This is a genomic window from Xanthomonas sp. A1809 (genome assembly GCF_017746015.1).
Classification (GTDB): Bacteria; Pseudomonadota; Gammaproteobacteria; order Xanthomonadales; family Xanthomonadaceae; genus Xanthomonas; species Xanthomonas euvesicatoria.
The window spans coordinates 398,702-415,651 of record NZ_JAGHWZ010000004.1 but is presented as its reverse complement, the minus strand read 5'-3'; the positions used below and the strand labels follow the sequence as shown (position 1 = coordinate 415,651).

Sequence of the window (16,950 nt, the reverse complement as noted above, 5' to 3'; positions counted from 1 at the left end):
AAACCGCTGCGCTTACTGCCAGTCGTGCGTGGCCGGTGCTTAGAATCCTCGTGCGCCACCCTTGCATGACGGTTCCGCGCGCTGTCCACGCCACCGGATGATTGCTCGCTCCGTCTTGTTCGCCGCGCCAAGACCGGTAGCGCCTCGGCATCCGATGCGAAAATGCACAACACAACGCCCGGCAGTACCGGGCGTTTTTTTTGTTTGGCCGCTTGCCGCGCGGCGCAAGCACCGCTTTGGCGGATCGGGCGCCAGGTCGTTGGGGCACCCAACGCGAGCGCGGCCCACCCTCGTGACGCAGATGCATCGTTGGCGAGGTTCCCTGTGCGAAGTGACGCGCATCGTGACGTGCATGTCCAAACCGCCAACCGATCGCCCAAAAGAAAGAAGCCCGGTCGGAGGACCGGGCTTCCAGTGCAACGCGGGAGAGAGAGCGCGCTGCAGTCAAACGTGCGGCTTACCAGCTGAAGCGCGGGCCGACCGACCATTCCTTGTTGCCGTCGCCATCCATACGGATGTCGCCGTTGATGCCCCAGTTCTGGTTCAACTTCACCTGGGCGCCAAGGCGGCCGTAGAAGTTGTCGCCGATGTCGATGCCACGCTTCTTGGAGAAATCTTCGTAGCCAGCCAGGGCATAGACTTCGAAGTGCTCGCCGAAGGCGTTACGCAGACCGGCTTCAACGCTGTAGCCGTCGAAGTTGATGTTCGGGGTGTCCAGGTCCAGCTTGCGGTAGGCAACGCGCGCAACGAAGTCGGTGCTCGTGGCGATTTCGTGGTTGAAGCCCACGCCGACGCCCCACTGCTGGAAGTCCGAGTCGGTGTTTTCGAACACGTTGTTGTTGTCGTCAGCATTCTGCTTGCTGTAATCGCCGAACACGTGGAAGTTCGGAGCGATGGCGTAAGAGGCCTTCACGCCCCAGCCGTCCGCATCGCGACCTTCGGTCGGCGTGCGCACGTAGTCGCCTTCGACGAAGTTGTAGGAGAGGTTTTCAGCAGCCGAAGCCGCAAACGGCAGAGCTGCGAGAAGGCCGAGGGCCAGCAAAGAAGTCTTCATGATCGGGATACCTGTACTTATTTGATTGGACCGGCGCTGAGGCGGATGCCGTTCGCTGCCGAGATGTAAATTCTCCGTTATTCGATGGAACGCGACATGAATTTTGGACTGACCCGTTGATGAATCATCGCGCCAGATTCAGCTGCGCTTTCTTGTGTAGCGTGCAGATGCGCGTACAGCACGTGCAAAACGTGATGCTCTAGCGCTTACATGGCGCCGACGTGAGGCATGTGTACACAAACGCGGCAGATCGCCGGGTTTCCAACGTTTTACGCGCGCTCGCTCCACCAGCACATTGCACTGACACCGCCGCTGGGAGCATTGCACGCCTGTTGAACACACCTGCGGAGCTGCATCGTGGCGAAGAAAAAAACGTTGGCGCGTTTTCTGGCCGAGACGCTGCAGAGCGCCGGGGTCGAGCGGATCTGGGGCGTGACCGGCGACAGCCTCAACGGCTTGACCGATGCCTTGCGCGAGATGCAGACCATCGAGTGGATGCATGTGCGGCACGAAGAAGTGGCCGCGTTCGCCGCAGGTGCCGAGGCGGCGGTGACCGGCCAGCTGGCGGTGTGTGCGGGCAGTTGCGGGCCGGGCAATCTGCACCTGATCAACGGGCTGTTCGATTGCCATCGCAGCCGCCAGCCGGTACTGGCGATTGCCGCGCATATTCCGTCGTCCGAGATCGGGCTGAGCTATTTTCAGGAGACCCACCCGCAGGAGCTGTTTCGCGAGTGCAGTCACTTCGTGGAGTTGGTGACCAACCCGGCGCAATTGCCGGAAGTGCTGCATCGGGCGATGCGCACGGCCATCCTGCAGCAAGGCGTGGCGGTGGTGGTGATTCCCGGCGATATCGCGCTGCTGGAGGTGGACAAGCATGTCTCCAGTGCGTGGCCGGCGCTGCGTCAGCCGCGGGTGCTGCCCGCCGCCGAGGACGTGCGGCAATTGGCCGAGCTGCTGCAGCAGAGCAAGGCAGTGACGCTGTTGTGCGGCAGTGGCTGTGCCGGCGCGCATGACGCAGTCGTGGCGTTGGCCGACACGTTGGGTGCGCCGGTGGTGCATGCGCTGCGCGGCAAGGAATACGTGGAGTGGGACAACCCGTTCGATGTCGGCATGACCGGCCTGATCGGTTTCAGTTCCGGTTATCACGCCATGCTCAATTGCGACACCTTGCTCATGCTGGGCACGGATTTTCCGTACCGGCAGTTCTACCCGAAGGACGCGACCATCGTGCAGGTGGATCGCGACCCGAGCGCGCTCGGTCGGCGCACGCCGTTGCAGCTGGGCATTGCCGCCGATGTGGGTGAAACCATTGCAGCATTGCTGCCACAGCTGCAGCGCCGCGAAGAACGTGGCTTTCTGGAAAAGTCGCTTGCGCACTACCGCAAGGCGCGCGAAGGGCTGGACGATCTGGCGGTGCCGGCAGATCCTGGGCAGCCGCTGCACCCGCAGTTCGTGACCCGGCTGATCAGCCAGATTGCCGATCAGGATGCAGTGTTCACCTGCGATGTCGGCACGCCCACGGTGTGGGCCGCCCGCTACCTGCGCATGAACGGCAAGCGTCGCTTGCTGGGGTCGTTCAATCACGGTTCGATGGCCAACGCAATGCCGCAGGCGCTTGGTGCGCAAGCGGCATTTCCCGGTCGGCAAGTCATTTCGCTATCGGGCGATGGTGGCTTTGCGATGCTGATGGGCGATTTCATCTCGCTGGCGCAATTGAACCTGCCGGTGAAGGTGGTGGTGTTCAACAACGCTTCGCTGGGATTTGTGGCGATGGAGATGAAGGCTGCCGGTTACCTGGATACCGGTACCGAGCTGCGCAATCCGGATTTCGCGGCGATGAGCAACGCGATGGGCATCCTCGGCATCCGTGTCGATGAGTCGTCGCAACTGGAGCGTGCATTGCGCCAAGCCTTCGCGCATTCGGGTCCGGCGCTGGTGGATGTGCGCATCGCCACGCAGGAGCTGGCGGTGCCGCCGGCGATCAAACTCGAACAGGCCAAGGGTATGGGCCTGTATCTGCTCAAGGCAGTGATGAGCGGGCGTGGCGATGAGGTCATCGAGTTGGTGAAGACCAACCTGCGTTAATTCAGTTGCACTCACGCACACTGGCTGTCCTCTTCAGGCCGCTTCGTCCATGCCCCGTTCGCTGCTCCGGCAACTGTTGCTGATCTGGATGGTGATCGTGGCCGCCTGTGTGGGCGTGGCCACGATGTTGTACGGCCTGTATCGGCAGACCGAGGGTGTGCGGCTGGAAGAGGCGCGCCAGCAATTGGGCGGGCAATGCGCGCGCATCGTGCAACGCTATGCCGGGGCAAGCGAGGCGGCGCGTCGCGGCGACGATGGCGCAGGCCTGGCAGCGGTGGTGGTGCAGTTGGTGCTGGCCGATGCGCCAGGCGTCGAAGGCGGTGTCTGGGACCTGCACAAGGGCTTTGTTGCCTATGCCTACCCGACCTACGACGGCAGCGATCACAAGACCGATATTCCCGCCGCGGAGTGGGCCAACATCGTCAACACGGCGCAGCAGAGCGTGACGACAAGGCAGGCGGCGCAATACCGTCGCGACGGTCGCCGCGAGGTGCTGCTGATCAGCGCTTGTCCGTTGGCATCCGGCAGCGCGGCATGGACAATGACGCGGGTGCCGGCCAGCAAGGCCGACGCATGGCGGCCATTGGTCGTTGGCATGCTGCTGATCTTCGCGATGGTGGCGATATCGGCCATTGCGCTGGGCGTGCTGGTACGGCGCTGGAGCCAGCGCCTGCAGCGGATCCAGCAGGCGCTGGCCGCCGACACCCAGACGCCGCACATTCCGCCGACCGGTGCGCCGGAACTGGACCGCCTGGGCGCGGCGGTCAACGACTATGCGCAGCGCAACGCGCAGGCGCTGGCGCAGACGCGCCGGCTGGCCGACGAGCTGTCGCGGCACGAACGGCTTGCCGCACTCGGGCGCATGACGGCCACCGTGGCGCATGAAATCCGCAACCCGATCGCCACGATGCGGTTGGCGCTGGAAAACGAAATCGCGCGCGGCGATGCGACGCCCGACGACGCGGCGCATGGCGAGTTGATGCTGGGGCAGATTCGTCGCCTGGATGGTGTGGTCGAGAGCCTGCTCGGCATGGTGCAGCCGATTCGCCTGCACCTGGAGACGGTGGTGGTGCAGGACTGGTTGGCGACGCTACTGGAACACAGCCCATTACCGCCGGGCACGCCGCCGCCCCGCCTGCTGCTGCCGGCCGCGCCGTTGCGCTGGACCCTGGATCCGCAGCAACTGGGGCGCGCCGTGCACAACCTGCTGCGCAATGCTGCGCAGCACGCCGATCCAGGCAGCGAGGTCACGCTGCAGGCGGCAGCAGTGGAGGGCATGTTGCAGCTGCAGGTCTGCAACCGTGGCGCGCCGATCGCAGAACCGATCGCTGCGCACCTGTTCGAGCCGTTCGTCAGTGGCCGCGCCGACGGCAATGGCCTGGGGCTGGCGCTGGTGCGCGAGATCGCGCGTGCGCATGGCGGGCACGCGCGCTACGCACATGCCGACGGGCTGACCCATTTCATCCTGGAGTTGCCATGGCGCGCATCCTGATCATCGACGACGACGCGGCGTTTCGCACCACCTTGCAGGCCACCTTGCGCTCGCTCGGGCATACGGTGGTCGCCGCCGAGAACGGGCCGGACGGGCTGGCGCGGCTGAGCGAAGGCGGCATCGACATGGCGTTCGTGGATTTCCGCATGCCGGGCATGGATGGCATCGCGGTGCTGCGTGCGCGCCTGGACGATGCGCAGGCGCGTCAGGTGCCGCTCGTGATGCTGACCGCCCATGTGTCCAGCGGCAACACGATCGAGGCGATGACGCTGGGCGCCTTCGATCATCTGGTCAAGCCGGTCGGCCGTGCCGATATCGTGGAGGTGGTGGAGCGCGCGCTGCTCAGTCGCGCCGATGCGCAGGCTGCAGCGACAGACAGCTCGCCTGCGCCGGTCGAAGATGAGGATGCACTGGTCGGCCACAGCCCGGCGATGCGCACCGTGCACAAGCGCATCGGGCTGGCAGCGGCGTCCGATCTGCCGGTGCTGATCACCGGGGAAACCGGCACCGGCAAGGAATTGGCCGCACGCGCGCTGCATCGCGCCAGCCCGCGCGCCAATGCGCCATTTGTCGCAGTCAACTGCGCGGCCATTCCGCTGGACTTGATGGAGAGTGAGCTGTTCGGCCATCGCAAGGGGGCGTTTTCCGGCGCCAGCAGCGACCGACGCGGGCTGATTCGCGAAGCCGATGGCGGCACGTTGTTTCTGGACGAAATCGGCGACATGCCATTGCCGATGCAGGCCAAGCTGCTGCGTTTCCTGCAGGAAGGCGAGGTGACGCCACTGGGTGGCAGCGGCCCGCAGAAGGTGGATGTGCGGGTGCTGGCCGCCACCCATCGCGACCTGGCGGCCTGCGTGGCCGACGGACGCTTTCGGAGCGACCTGCGTTACCGCCTCAATGTGGTGCCGATCGAACTGCCGCCATTGCGCGAGCGTGGCCAGGACATCCTGCTGCTGGCGCAGCACTTCCTGAGCGCCGATTCAGCGCGTGCGCAGAGCCTGTCGCCGGCCGCGCAGGAGCGCCTGCTCGCGCACCGCTGGCCTGGCAACGTGCGCGAATTGCGCAATGTCATGCAGCGCAGCCAGGTCTTGGTGCGTGGCGCCAGCATCGATGCGGCGGATCTGGATGAAGCGCTGGGCGAGGCGGGCGAATTGCCGCCGCAGGAGCCATCGGTGGTGACCGGGACCCTGCCCGAGGCCGTGGCGCGGCTGGAAACGCAGATGATCCGGTCGGCGCTGGAACACAGCCAGGGCAATCGCGCCGAGGCCGCGCGCCGGCTGGGGATCCACCGGCAGCTGCTCTATCGCAAGCTGGAGGAATACGGCCTGTGACACTTGTGCGCACATCGATCACATGCTGCGGGACAGGTGTCCCCAAACCGGACAGGGTGGATGAAATGCAGACGTCACCGTCCGGCTGCAGAGCAAATAAAGCTCTTTCAAAACAATCAGTTATTGGTTGGCACGATTGCTGCTTTGTCTCTGGTACGCGGCCCCTTCCCGCCGCGCAGGAGACATCCCCATGATGCGTCAGACTGTTCTTGCAATTGCCCTGGCCTGCACCATCGGCGCCGCCGCCGCACAGGTGGCCGCCCCGCCGCCGCCGCCGGCGCCCAACGGCCCGATCGGCGGTCCGCCAGCCCCGCCGACCCCGGTCGCCGCCACACCGGTGAGCGTGAGCGGTACCGTCGAGCGCTTCCTGCTCAACCCCAATGGCGAGGTCGACGGACTGTGGCTGCGCGACGGCACCCAGGTCGGGTTTCCACCGCATCTGTCCAGCGAGGTGAAGGCAGCCGTACGGGCCGGCGACAATGTCGTCGTCAAGGGCTTCCGTCTGGGCAATCTGCCGGTGCTGCAGGTCAGTTCGATCCGCTCCGGCCGTAGCGGCCGCGAGGTGGTCGACCGTCCGCCCACCTTCGGCGCCGCCCCGCCGCCGCCGCCGACCCCCGGCCAGCTGACCCCGTTGCAGTCCGATGGCACGATCCAGCGCCTGGTCTATGGGCCTGCCGGCGAGGTCAATGGTGCGCTGGTCAGCGATGGCACGGTGGTGCGGATGCCACCGCATCTGGCGCTGCAGTTTGCCGATCTGCTGCGCGTGGGCGAGCCGCTGAGCGCTAGCGGCTTCGGTGTGGCCACCCCGGACGGCCGTGCGATCGAGGCGACCCAGCTGGGGCGTGATCGCTCCTCGCTGCGTGCGCTGTTCACCGCGCCGCGTCCGGACGGCCCGCTGCCGCCACCGCCGCCGGGCGCGCCGGTTCCGCCGGCCGGCCGTTGAGTCGTACCGCTCCTGTTTTGTTCGTTGGTTTCCTCCGCTGGTCACGCAGCCGCGTGGCCAGCGGCTTGACCGGCAATGCCGGTCCTTTTTCGGAGTAACACCATGCATTGGGTCGACCCTGATTTCCTCCCCGCCACCCGCGGCACCCTGGCGCGTTTCCTGCTCAACCCCAAGGCCGATATCGACGGCCTGCTGCTCACCGATGGCACCGAAGTGCACACCCCGCCGCATCTGTCCGAGGCGCTGCTGAAGGCGCTCAAGCCTGGTAGCGCGCTCACCGTACGTGGCCTCAAGCCGCGCGACGTGGAGATGCTGGTGGCGCTGGCAATCGATCCGGAAGGCGGCAAGCGCATCCTCGATGAAGGCCCGCATGGGCCGCATGCCAAGCCCAAACCCAAACCGCCCGGCAAACCGCCCAAGCCGGAAGTGGCCCAGCACAGCGGCACCATCACCCGGTTGCTGCACGGTCCGCATGGGCAGGTGCATGGCGTGCTGCTGGACGATGCGGTCACGGTGCGGTTTCCGCCGCATGCCGGTGGCGACTTCGCCAAGCAGCTAGTGGTCGGCAAGCCACTGGTGGCCGAAGGCGAGACCAAGGCCACGCCGCACGGCGTGCTGATCCATGCCCATGCCTTGGGTGGCAAGGCGGCGACGCTGAAGCAGATCGAGCATCCACCGCACGGCCCTGCGCATAAACCCAAGCCCAAGCCCAAACACTAGGAGCCTGACATGCGGCCACCGCGCGCCACTGAGATGCCCGCCCCGTGGCCTGCCACGTGCGCCTTCGTGCGCGCTCGCAGCGGAGCGGTGCCATGCCGATGACCAAGGCCAGGCCCCGTGGGACACGCGCGCTGGAAGCACTGCATTTCAGCGTGGCCGATGTGCAGGACGGGCTGGGGCCGTTCCTCAGCGTGTTTTTGCAATCCAAAGGCTGGTCGGTGGCGGCGATCGGCACGGTGATGAGCGTGGGCGGCATTGCCGGCATGCTCGCCACCACACCGGCCGGCGCGCTGGTCGATGCCACCCGGCGCAAACGCGCCGTGGTGGTGGTCGGTTGCCTGGCGATCCTGCTTGCCACCGCCTTGATCTGGCTGCAGCCCACCTCTTCGGGCGTGGTCGCCGCCCAGATCGCCTCGGCGTTGGCAGCGGCCGGCATTGGCCCGGCATTGACGGGCATTACGTTGGGGCTGGTGCACGCGCACGGTTTCGACCATCAGCTGGCGCGCAATCAGGTGGCCAACCATGCGGGCAACGTGCTGGCCGCGGTGCTGGCCGGCTGGTTGGGATGGCGCTATGGCTTCGCCGCCGTGTTCCTGCTGACCGCCTTTTTCGGCGCCCTGGCGCTGGTGGCGGTGCTGGCGATTCCGGCTGCGGCCATCGACCACCGCGCAGCACGCGGTCTGGCAAGCAACAACGGTGGGGATGCGTTGAGCGGTTGGCGTGTGCTGCTGACCTGCCGCCCGCTGGCGCTGCTGGCGGTGACGCTGGGGCTGTTCCATCTGGGCAATGCGGCGATGCTGCCGCTGTACGGCATGGCGATCGTGGCGGCGCACGCCGGCGACCCGAGTGCATTGACGGCCACCACCATCGTGGTGGCACAGGCCACGATGGTGGTGGTCGCGTTGCTGGCGATGCGCTGGATACGCGTGCATGGGCACTGGTGGGTGCTGCTGGTGGCGTTCATGGCCCTGCCGTTGCGCGCCTTGGTGGCGGCATCGGTGATTCACGGCTGGGGCGTGTTTCCGGTGCAGATCCTCGATGGGCTCGGCGCCGGCTTGCAAAGCGTGGTGGTGCCGGCACTGGTCGCGCGGTTGTTGCAAGGCACCGGGCGCGTGAATGTCGGCCAGGGCGCGGTGATGACCGTGCAGGGCGTCGGTGCGGCACTGAGTCCGGCGTTTGGTGGCTGGTTGGCGCATGCCTTCGGCTACCGCATCGCGTTTCTGACCTTGGGTGCGATCGCGCTGCTGGCAGTGGCGTTATGGGCCGGCTGTCGCGGCATGTTGCAGGCAGCGGCTTCCATGCAGGCCGAGACAGTGCTGTGACCGGTGCGCAGGGCGCGCGCAAGCGGAGCGACCGATCGCTGTCCGTCGCGACTTGCGCGCTATCGATCGCACTGCGTTGGTAGGGACGAGCAAGTGCGCTCTGACCAGGGGCGTGTCCTGTCGGCCGGCAGGCCTGGCAGTCGCGCAGATGACGCGGCGCACATCATCGCCTCGTTGGTCCGGATCGATGCAGTGTCTGTCGCTGTCCAACGATAGCTACCACCACAGATGCCGCGTCCTGGTGAGAGATCAGGTGCGGTAGCCACCATCTCATCGCGCGTCCGTCGATGCGGTCTTGCCAGCAGGCACGCAGGCGCATGCCGTTGCGTACAGTCCCGGCTATCGCCTGGTTACTGGCCGCCAGCGAAATTCCATTGCCGCCAGGCTTCGAACACCATCACCGCAACGGTGTTGGACAGATTGAGGCTGCGGTTGTCCGGGCGCATCGGCAAACGGAGCCGGTGCTGCGGCGGAATTGACTCCAGCACCTCGGCCGGCAGGCCGCGGGTTTCCGGACCAAATAAAAACGCATCGCCATCGGCGAACTGCGGTGTGTCGTAGCGCACCGTACTGCGGGTGCTCAGCGCGAAGACGCGCTTGGGCGCGATCGCGGCCAGGGCGCTGGGCAGGTCGGTGTGCACCTGCAACGGCGCGTATTCGTGGTAGTCCAGGCCGGCGCGCTTGAGCTGCTTGTCGCTGAGGTCGAAGCCGAGCGGCTCGATCAGGTGCAGGCGCGCGCCGGTATTGGCGCACAAGCGAATCACATTGCCCGTATTGGGCGGAATTTCAGGCTGAAACAGGATGACGTCGAGGACAGGTGCTGGCATGCGCGCAAGTGTAGCTGCGCGCGTGCTTAAAGGCTGATGGCGGCGTTGACCAGCGCTTCCAGTTCGGCCGGCGAGGGCTGCAGCTGCGGCGTCGGCAGGTTCACGATGACCTGGCCCATCAGTGCACCGATGGCGCCAGCTGCCTGGCTGGAGGCGCTCTGCGCGCTGGAGGCGGCGCTGCGCACCACCAGGTCGGCACGCTGTTCAGCCGAAGGGTGCACCTGCACCGCCGCCAAGGTGACGATGCGCGGGCCGGCCTGTTCGGCGGCCAGTGCGGCCACTTGCTCGGCCGAGGGACGCACTTGCACGGCGGTCAGGGTGCGAATGGCGCTGTTGCGCTCCAGTGTCTGCTGGGCGATCTGGTCGGCGGCCGGGCGAACCTGGACGGTGTCCAGGGTGGTCAGGCTCGCGGCCTGGGCAAACCCGGCCAGGGTGGCGCCAGCGAACAGGGCGGTGGAGAGGGCGATGCGCAGGGTCTGGGTCTTCATGGCGAGGTCTCTTGGTGTTGTTAATCAGTGGTGTGGTAGTAAGGTAGTACACCGTTTTGGTGCGCACAAGAACTTTCGCGTGGCTTTTTATTTTGTTCAGCGAAAAGTCAGTTTCAGCGGCTGTCGGCGGTTGCGAGATACAGGGGAGCAAACGGTGTGCCAACAAAAGGCCATTGTTTTTAAAGGGATTTCAGCCGCGTAAGAGTGTCCGCGTCCGGACACCCGGACGCGCTGCAGGACGGCGGACACCGCGGCTAAACGGGTATGCACGCTCAAGGCAAGGCGGTTCGGTGCGCTGAATGGGTGGATGGCGGGTGCCACCGCGCGCCGGATCGCCAGCAGGCAACTGCGGCACAATCCGGCTTTCCCCACAGGTGTGATGACTTATGCGCGTGCTGATGCTGTCTGTTCTGGTTGCCACCACCACTGCGGCGTGCACCTGGGTGCCGATCGAACAAAGCGGCAAAAGTGTGCGGGTGCTGCCCGCAGGCCCTGTGCCAGCGGGGTGTCAGCAGCAGGGCGAAGTGGTGGTGACGGTCAAGAGCAAGGTCGGCTTCTACAACCGCAACCCGCTGCGCGTGCAGGAAGAGCTGGAAACGCTGGCGCGCAACGAGGCCCCCGGCGCCAACGCCAATGCGGTGCAGGCGCAAGGCCAGCCGGCCGACGGCAGCCAGCGTTTCAACGCCTTCCGCTGCCCCCCGCGCTGAACCGTTGGGCTGGGGCGCAGGCGATTCAATTGTAAAGATGCGGTAAAACCAGCCAGCGGCTAGACTAGCGCCCCCTCGCCTGACGCCATGGCGCTACTTCGATGCTCTTCCAGAATGTCTCCATCGCGGGACTGGCGCATGTTGATGCGCCGCACACGCTGACTTCCAAGGAAATCAACGAACGCCTGCAACCGACCTACGACCGCCTCGGAATCAAGACCGACGTGTTGGGCGACGTTGCCGGTATCCATGCACGGCGCTTGTGGGACCAGGATGTCCAGGCATCGGACGCCGCCACCCAGGCCGCGCGCAAGGCGCTGATCGATGCCGGTATCGGCATCGAGAAGATCGGCTTGCTGGTCAACACCTCGGTGAGCCGCGATTACCTGGAGCCGTCCACGGCGTCCATCGTGTCCGGCAACCTGGGCGTGGGCGACCACTGCGTCACCTTCGACGTGGCCAACGCCTGCCTGGCCTTCATCAATGGCATGGACATCGCCGCACGCATGCTTGAGCGCGGCGAGATCGACTACGCGTTGGTGGTGGATGGCGAGACTGCCAACCTGGTGTACGAAAAGACCCTTGAGCGCATGACCTCGCCGGATGTCACCGAGGAGGAGTTCCGCAACGAACTTGCCGCGCTGACCCTGGGCTGCGGTGCAGCAGCCATGGTGATGGCGCGCACCGAGCTGGTGCCCGACGCGCCGCGCTACAAGGGCGGCGTGACCCGTTCGGCCACCGAGTGGAACAAGCTGTGCCGGGGCAACCTGGACCGCATGGTCACCGACACCCGCTTGTTGCTGATCGAAGGGATCAAGCTGGCCCAGAAGACCTTCATGGCCGCCAGGCAGGTGCTGGGCTGGGCGGTGGAGGAGCTGGACCAGTTCGTCATCCACCAGGTCAGCCGCCCGCACACCGCCGCCTTCGTGAAGTCGTTCGGCATCGACCCGGCCAAGGTCATGACCATCTTCGGCGAGCACGGCAACATCGGCCCGGCCTCGGTGCCGATCGTGCTGAGCAAGCTCAAGGAGCTGGGCCGCCTGAAGAAGGGCGACCGCATCGCGCTGCTGGGCATTGGCTCGGGCTTGAATTGCTCGATGGCGGAAGTGGTTTGGTGATGCACGGAAAGACGCGTTAAAAAAAATGGATTTTTAGAACGCGTTCTTGCATCATGTTCGTTCTCGCAACATGAGCAGGTGCCATGGATGAACCACCCGCTTTCGACCCGGGTCAACCCCACATTGCTCTCCCGCCGCTACCGCCGGCGGGAGATATAGAAACCCGCAGCCTGCTCAAGGCTTGCATCGTCGCACGCACCGCCCTGGCCGAACTGAAACAGGCCACCGCGTTGTTACCCAACCCGGCCGTGTTGATCAATACAATTCCGGTCCTGGAAGCGCAGGCCAGCTCGGAGATCGAAAACATCGTCACGACCACTGACGATTTATTTCGCTACGCAGACGACCAAGAGCGCGCCCAAAATCCCGCGACCAAAGAAGCCCTGCGTTACCGCAGTGCGCTGTACGAAGGCTTTCAATCGCTCAGACAGCGGCCGCTGTGTACCGAAACCGCGATTGTCGTGTGCAGTCGTATCAAAGCGGTGCAGATGCAGGTTCGTCGCGTGCCTGGTACTGCGCTGGCTAACGATCAGATCCAGCAGATCACTTATACCCCGCCAGTGGGTGAAACGCTGCTACGCGACAAACTCGCGAACTGGGAGCGCTTCATCCACGAACACACCGATGTCGATCCATTGATCCGGATGGCGGTTGCGCATTATCAATTCGAAGCGATCCACCCATTTACCGATGGTAACGGTCGCACAGGGCGGGTGTTGAATCTGCTGATGCTGATCGAACAAGGATTACTCGATGTACCGGTGCTGTATCTGTCGCGCTACATCATTCGACATCGCAGCGACTACTACCGCTTGCTGCTGGACGTGACGCGGCATGGGCACTGGGCCGAGTGGATTCATTACATGCTCGCTGCCGTCGCTGAGACTGCTGCATGGACAACAGCCAAAATCCAGGCGATTCGCGGCTTGGAGGCACAGGCGCAAGATCACGTCCGCAGCCTCGCACCGAAGGCCTGCAGCCGCGAGCTTGTCGATGTGATCTTCAACCAGCCGTATTGCCGCATCCAAAATGTTGTAGAGGTGCTGGGCGTGACCAGGCAAACCGCTGCACGTCACCTCAAGGAACTGGTAGATATCGGTGTCTTGAAAGAGCAGCGTTTAGGCAAAGAAAAACTGTTCCTACATCCGGCATTTCTACAGCTGCTGTCCAGCGACGAGCATCAACTGCCGCCGTATCGGGGGCATGCGAGGCAAGCCGAGTGACGCTTGGGATCTATGCGAATCTCCGCTACGGGCGGCGTGCCTTGGCCCGGACGCATCGTGACAATCAACGTAATCTGCACTTGTGTGCGGTACAGGGCAGCACCTGCACCGCGCGAAATTACTCGAACTGAATCGGACGCGTCTTTGCATGAATTACCCCGGCTACCCCTTTACCCCCAAGCGCCTTGAAGTGCGCCCCGGCGTTGCGATGTCGTATCTGGACGAAGGCCCGCGCGATGGCGAGGTGGTTGTCATGCTGCACGGCAATCCGTCGTGGAGTTATTTGTGGCGGCATCTGGTGAGCGGCCTGTCCGATCGCTACCGCTGCATCGTGCCCGATCACATCGGCATGGGGCTGTCCGACAAGCCGGACGATGCGCCCGACGCGCAGCCGCGTTATGACTACACGCTGCAATCGCGCGTGGACGATCTGGATACGTTGTTGCGACATCTGGGCATCACCGGGCCGGTGACGCTGGCAGTGCACGATTGGGGCGGCATGATCGGGTTCGGCTGGGCGTTGTCGCATCACGCCCAGGTCAAGCGGCTGGTCATCACCAACACCGCAGCGTTCCCGCTGCCGGCGGAAAAGCCGATGCCGTGGCAGATTGCGATGGGCCGGCACTGGCGGCTGGGCGAGTGGTTCATCCGCACGTTCAATGCGTTCTCGTCCGGCGCTTCATGGTTGGGCGTGTCGCGGCCGATGCCGTCGGATGTACGCCGTGCGTATGTGGCGCCGTACAACAACTGGCGCAATCGCATCTCCACCATCCGCTTCATGCAGGATATTCCGCTATCGCCGGCCGACAAGGGGTGGTCGCTGCTGGAGCGCTCGGCGCAGGCGCTGCCTGCGTTCGCCGATCGTCCGGTCTTCATTGCCTGGGGCCTGCGCGACATTTGCTTCGACAAGCACTTCCTGGCCGGCTTTCGCAAGGCACTGCCGCAGGCCGAAGTGACAGCATTCGACGATGCCAATCACTATGTGCTGGAAGACAAGCATGAGGTGTTGGTGCCGGCGATTCGCGCGTTTCTGGAGCGCAATCCGCTCTAGCGCATTGCGCCGGCAGCAGCGTGCGGCTACGCGTCAGCTCACTGCACGCAATGACTGGAATGACTGCATCCAAATCCGATGCAGCGCATCGGTCATCTCGGCCAGATGCCTGCCGACGCGATTGCGAGCACGACACCAGGTGCTGCGCTACGGCATTACACCGGCGGCAGCGGGTTGCGTTGTGCGTCGTCCACGCCAACCCAATCGGCATCGGTCAGTGCGTGCAGGCCGTGCGCCAAACGCGATTTATCGCATTGCGCACTGCGCTGCCCGAATTCCAGCGAGGCCGGCACGGCCGCGCAGGACGAGGGGCGGCGGTCGTGGATGCTGCAGCGGCTGTAGCGCCCGATGTCCGCGTCCAGCGCGATGCAGCGCGGCTGCGACTGCGAGGTGCCGCGCATCACCCGCTCATGCGTGCGTAGGGCGTCGGTCAGCTCGATCGGCACCCTGCCGCCCAATGCAGGATCGGCTTCGCTCCAATGGAAACTGACGCGGAAATAGGCGCAGCAGGCGCCGCAGGTAAGGCAGGGGTGTGCCATGGAGTGCCGGGCCTGGCGCGGCGAAATCGCGTGGGAAGCGCGGCATTTTGACCGAACCGCGCCGCGATACAAGTAGCGTGCCGCGGTGACCGGTTAGCGATTCAGATGCGCGCCGCCATGCCTGGGTGGGCGGCGCTCCACGCGTGTCGCGCACCCAGGCATGCGCTGCGAACGCGTTGCGGCGATTGGGTCGGGTACTGCCGCGCATCGATGCGTCATGGCGTCAGGCGATGATGAGCCGCGCTTGCGCCCGCGCCGCGCGTCGCCTTCAGGCAGCCTGCAGCGGCCGGCGTCATTGGCGCATGGGTGATAATGCGCAGATGACGACCCTCTGCAATATCGCGGCCACCCTTCCGCAACTGGCGCGCGAGCGCCCCGACCAGATCGCCATCCGTTGCCCGGGCACTCGCGGCGCCAACGGGTTTGCCGCCTACGATCTGACCTTGAGCTATGCCGAGCTGGATGCGCGCAGCGATGCGATCGCCGCCGGGCTGGCACGCCACGGCATCGGGCGCGGCGCGCGTGCGGTGGTGATGGTGCGGCCGTCGCCGGAATTCTTCCTGCTGATGTTCGCCTTGTTCAAGGCTGGCGCGGTGCCGGTGCTGGTGGATCCGGGGATCGACAAGCGTGCGCTCAAGCAGTGCCTGGACGAAGCGCAGCCGCAGGCATTTATCGGCATTCCGCTGGCGCAGCTGGCGCGCCGTTTGCTGCGCTGGGCGCGCTCTGCCAAACAGATCGTTACCGTCGGCGGACGTTATGGCTGGGGCGGGGTGACGCTGGCGCGCGTGGAGCGCGATGGTGCCGGCGCCGGGAGCCAGCTGGCCCACACCGGGCCGGACGATGTGGCGGCGATCCTGTTCACCAGCGGCTCGACCGGCGTGCCTAAGGGCGTGGTGTATCGCCACCGGCACTTTGTTGGGCAGATCGAATTGCTGCGCAATGCGTTCGGCATGCAGCCGGGCGGGGTGGATCTGCCGACGTTTCCGCCGTTCGCCTTGTTCGATCCGGCGCTGGGGCTGACCTCGGTGATTCCGGACATGGATCCGACCCGCCCGGGCAGTGCCGACCCGCGCAAGTTGCATGATGCGATCGCGCGCTTCGGTATCACCCAGTTGTTCGGTTCGCCGGCCCTGATGCGCGTGCTGGCCGATTATGGGCAGCCGCTTCCCAACGTGCGCCTGGCCACGTCGGCCGGTGCACCGGTGCCGCCGGATGTGGTGGCGAAGATCCGCGCGCTGCTGCCGGACGATGCGCAGTTCTGGACCCCGTACGGCGCCACCGAATGCCTGCCGGTGGCCGCGATCGAAGGGCGCACCCTGGATGCCACGCGCGCCGCCACCGAGGCTGGTGCCGGCACCTGTGTGGGCCAGGTGGTCGCGCCGAATGAGGTGCGCATTATTGCGATTGACGATGCGGCCATTGCCGATTGGAGTGGCGTGCGCGTGCTGGCGACCGGTGAGGTCGGCGAGATCACCGTTGCCGGCCCCACCGCCACCGACACCTATTTCAACCGCGATGCGGCCACGCGCATCGCCAAAATTCGCGAACGCCGCAGCGATGGCAGCGAGCGCGTCGTGCACCGCATGGGCGATGTCGGATATTTCGACGCCGAAGGACGCTTGTGGTTCTGTGGGCGCAAGACCCAGCGCGTGGAAACCGCCAGCGGCCCGCTGTACACCGAACAGGTGGAGCCGGTGTTCAACGTGCATCCGCAGGTGCGGCGCACCGCGCTGGTGGGCGTGGGTGCGCCCGGACAGCAGCAACCGGTGCTGTGCGTGGAGTTGCAGCCGGGGGTGTCTGCTCCTGCGTTCGCACAGGTGGAAAGCGACCTGCGCGCGCTGGGCGCTGCCCACCCGCACACCGCAGGTATCGCGCGTTTCCTGCGCCACTCCGGTTTTCCGGTCGACATCCGCCACAACGCCAAGATCGGCCGCGAAACGCTGGCGGTGTGGGCAGCGCAGCAGCTGCATAAGAACGGATGACAACAGGCAGCGCCTAGTAGTCAGGCGGGTATGGATGGCGCACTCGTAAATTGCAGCGCGCAAGCGGT

General features: G+C 65.3%; 15 protein-coding genes and 1 other RNA gene. 12 read left to right on the top strand and 4 right to left on the bottom strand.

Annotated features, from left to right (window positions below; translation table 11 throughout):
• Positions 1–50 precede the first annotated feature (50 nt).
• Positions 51–124, top strand: a non-coding RNA gene (locus tag J7396_RS05745) — sX9 sRNA.
• Positions 125–457: 333 nt separating this feature from the next.
• On the opposite strand, the gene J7396_RS05740 is transcribed toward J7396_RS05745, so the two are convergent.
• A complete protein-coding gene (locus tag J7396_RS05740) occupies positions 458–1,054 on the bottom strand; it encodes a diffusible signal factor-reguated Ax21 faimly virulence factor (protein WP_003488520.1) in 597 nt (198 codons plus the stop codon).
• A 375-nt stretch (positions 1,055–1,429) separates the two neighbouring features.
• Here J7396_RS05740 and poxB point away from each other — a divergent pair, with 375 nt between their 5' ends.
• The 6 genes from poxB (at position 1,430) to J7396_RS05710 (ending at position 8,947) form a co-directional block, all read left to right on the top strand.
• Positions 1,430–3,139 carry a ubiquinone-dependent pyruvate dehydrogenase gene (poxB, locus tag J7396_RS05735; protein WP_206212854.1) on the top strand — a complete coding sequence of 570 codons (1,710 nt, stop codon included), beginning with the start codon at positions 1,430–1,432 and terminating at the stop codon, positions 3,137–3,139.
• Between the two features lie 49 nt (positions 3,140–3,188).
• Positions 3,189–4,631, top strand: a complete 1,443-nt coding sequence (locus J7396_RS05730; protein ID WP_209261128.1) for a HAMP domain-containing sensor histidine kinase — start codon at positions 3,189–3,191, stop codon at positions 4,629–4,631.
• Positions 4,616–5,962, top strand: a complete 1,347-nt coding sequence (locus J7396_RS05725) for a sigma-54 dependent transcriptional regulator (protein ID WP_209261127.1) — start codon at positions 4,616–4,618, stop codon at positions 5,960–5,962. Before J7396_RS05730 ends, J7396_RS05725 begins: the two co-directional genes overlap by 16 nt.
• Positions 5,963–6,152: 190 nt before the next feature.
• Positions 6,153–6,905, top strand: coding sequence for a hypothetical protein (locus J7396_RS05720; protein WP_014089009.1), 753 nt, complete (start codon positions 6,153–6,155; stop codon positions 6,903–6,905).
• A 102-nt stretch (positions 6,906–7,007) separates the two neighbouring features.
• Positions 7,008–7,625 (top strand): hypothetical protein, encoded by a 618-nt coding sequence (locus tag J7396_RS05715; protein WP_003488352.1) that lies wholly within the window; start codon positions 7,008–7,010, stop codon positions 7,623–7,625.
• 92 nt (positions 7,626–7,717) lie between these two features.
• Entirely contained in the window at positions 7,718–8,947 is a 1,230-nt protein-coding gene (locus tag J7396_RS05710; RefSeq protein WP_008572189.1) for an MFS transporter, read from the top strand.
• Positions 8,948–9,297: 350 nt separating this feature from the next.
• Here J7396_RS05710 and J7396_RS05705 read toward each other — a convergent pair whose 3' ends face one another.
• Together J7396_RS05705 and J7396_RS05700 are read right to left on the bottom strand one after the other, a co-directional pair.
• The gene (locus J7396_RS05705; RefSeq protein WP_008572190.1) at positions 9,298–9,774 is read right to left on the bottom strand and encodes a tRNA (cytidine(34)-2'-O)-methyltransferase; all 477 of its coding nucleotides are present in this window, start codon (positions 9,772–9,774) and stop codon (positions 9,298–9,300) included.
• 26 nt (positions 9,775–9,800) lie between these two features.
• Positions 9,801–10,262, bottom strand: coding sequence for a hypothetical protein (locus J7396_RS05700; protein ID WP_029818268.1), 462 nt, complete (start codon positions 10,260–10,262; stop codon positions 9,801–9,803).
• 386 nt (positions 10,263–10,648) lie between these two features.
• Here J7396_RS05700 and J7396_RS05695 point away from each other — a divergent pair, with 386 nt between their 5' ends.
• The 4 genes from J7396_RS05695 to J7396_RS05680 all read left to right on the top strand — a co-directional run bounded on the left by J7396_RS05695 (position 10,649) and on the right by J7396_RS05680 (position 14,361).
• Complete coding sequence (locus J7396_RS05695; protein ID WP_008572192.1) at positions 10,649–10,969, top strand: DUF4156 domain-containing protein; 321 nt, start codon at positions 10,649–10,651, stop codon at positions 10,967–10,969.
• A gap of 101 nt (positions 10,970–11,070) precedes the next feature.
• A complete protein-coding gene (locus tag J7396_RS05690) occupies positions 11,071–12,087 on the top strand; it encodes a 3-oxoacyl-ACP synthase III (protein WP_008572193.1) in 1,017 nt (338 codons plus the stop codon).
• An 83-nt stretch (positions 12,088–12,170) separates the two neighbouring features.
• Positions 12,171–13,310, top strand: coding sequence for a Fic family protein (locus tag J7396_RS05685; protein ID WP_209261126.1), 1,140 nt, complete (start codon positions 12,171–12,173; stop codon positions 13,308–13,310).
• Positions 13,311–13,458: 148 nt separating this feature from the next.
• Positions 13,459–14,361: an alpha/beta fold hydrolase gene (locus J7396_RS05680; protein WP_014089013.1), complete on the top strand. Its 903-nt coding sequence runs from the start codon at positions 13,459–13,461 to the stop codon at positions 14,359–14,361.
• Between the two features lie 155 nt (positions 14,362–14,516).
• Here J7396_RS05680 and J7396_RS05675 read toward each other — a convergent pair whose 3' ends face one another.
• Positions 14,517–14,900, bottom strand: a complete 384-nt coding sequence (locus tag J7396_RS05675) for a YkgJ family cysteine cluster protein (protein WP_008572198.1) — start codon at positions 14,898–14,900, stop codon at positions 14,517–14,519.
• Between the two features lie 320 nt (positions 14,901–15,220).
• Here J7396_RS05675 and oleC point away from each other — a divergent pair, with 320 nt between their 5' ends.
• Positions 15,221–16,882, top strand: coding sequence for an olefin beta-lactone synthetase (oleC, locus tag J7396_RS05670; protein ID WP_209261125.1), 1,662 nt, complete (start codon positions 15,221–15,223; stop codon positions 16,880–16,882).
• Positions 16,883–16,950: the final 68 nt, after the last annotated feature.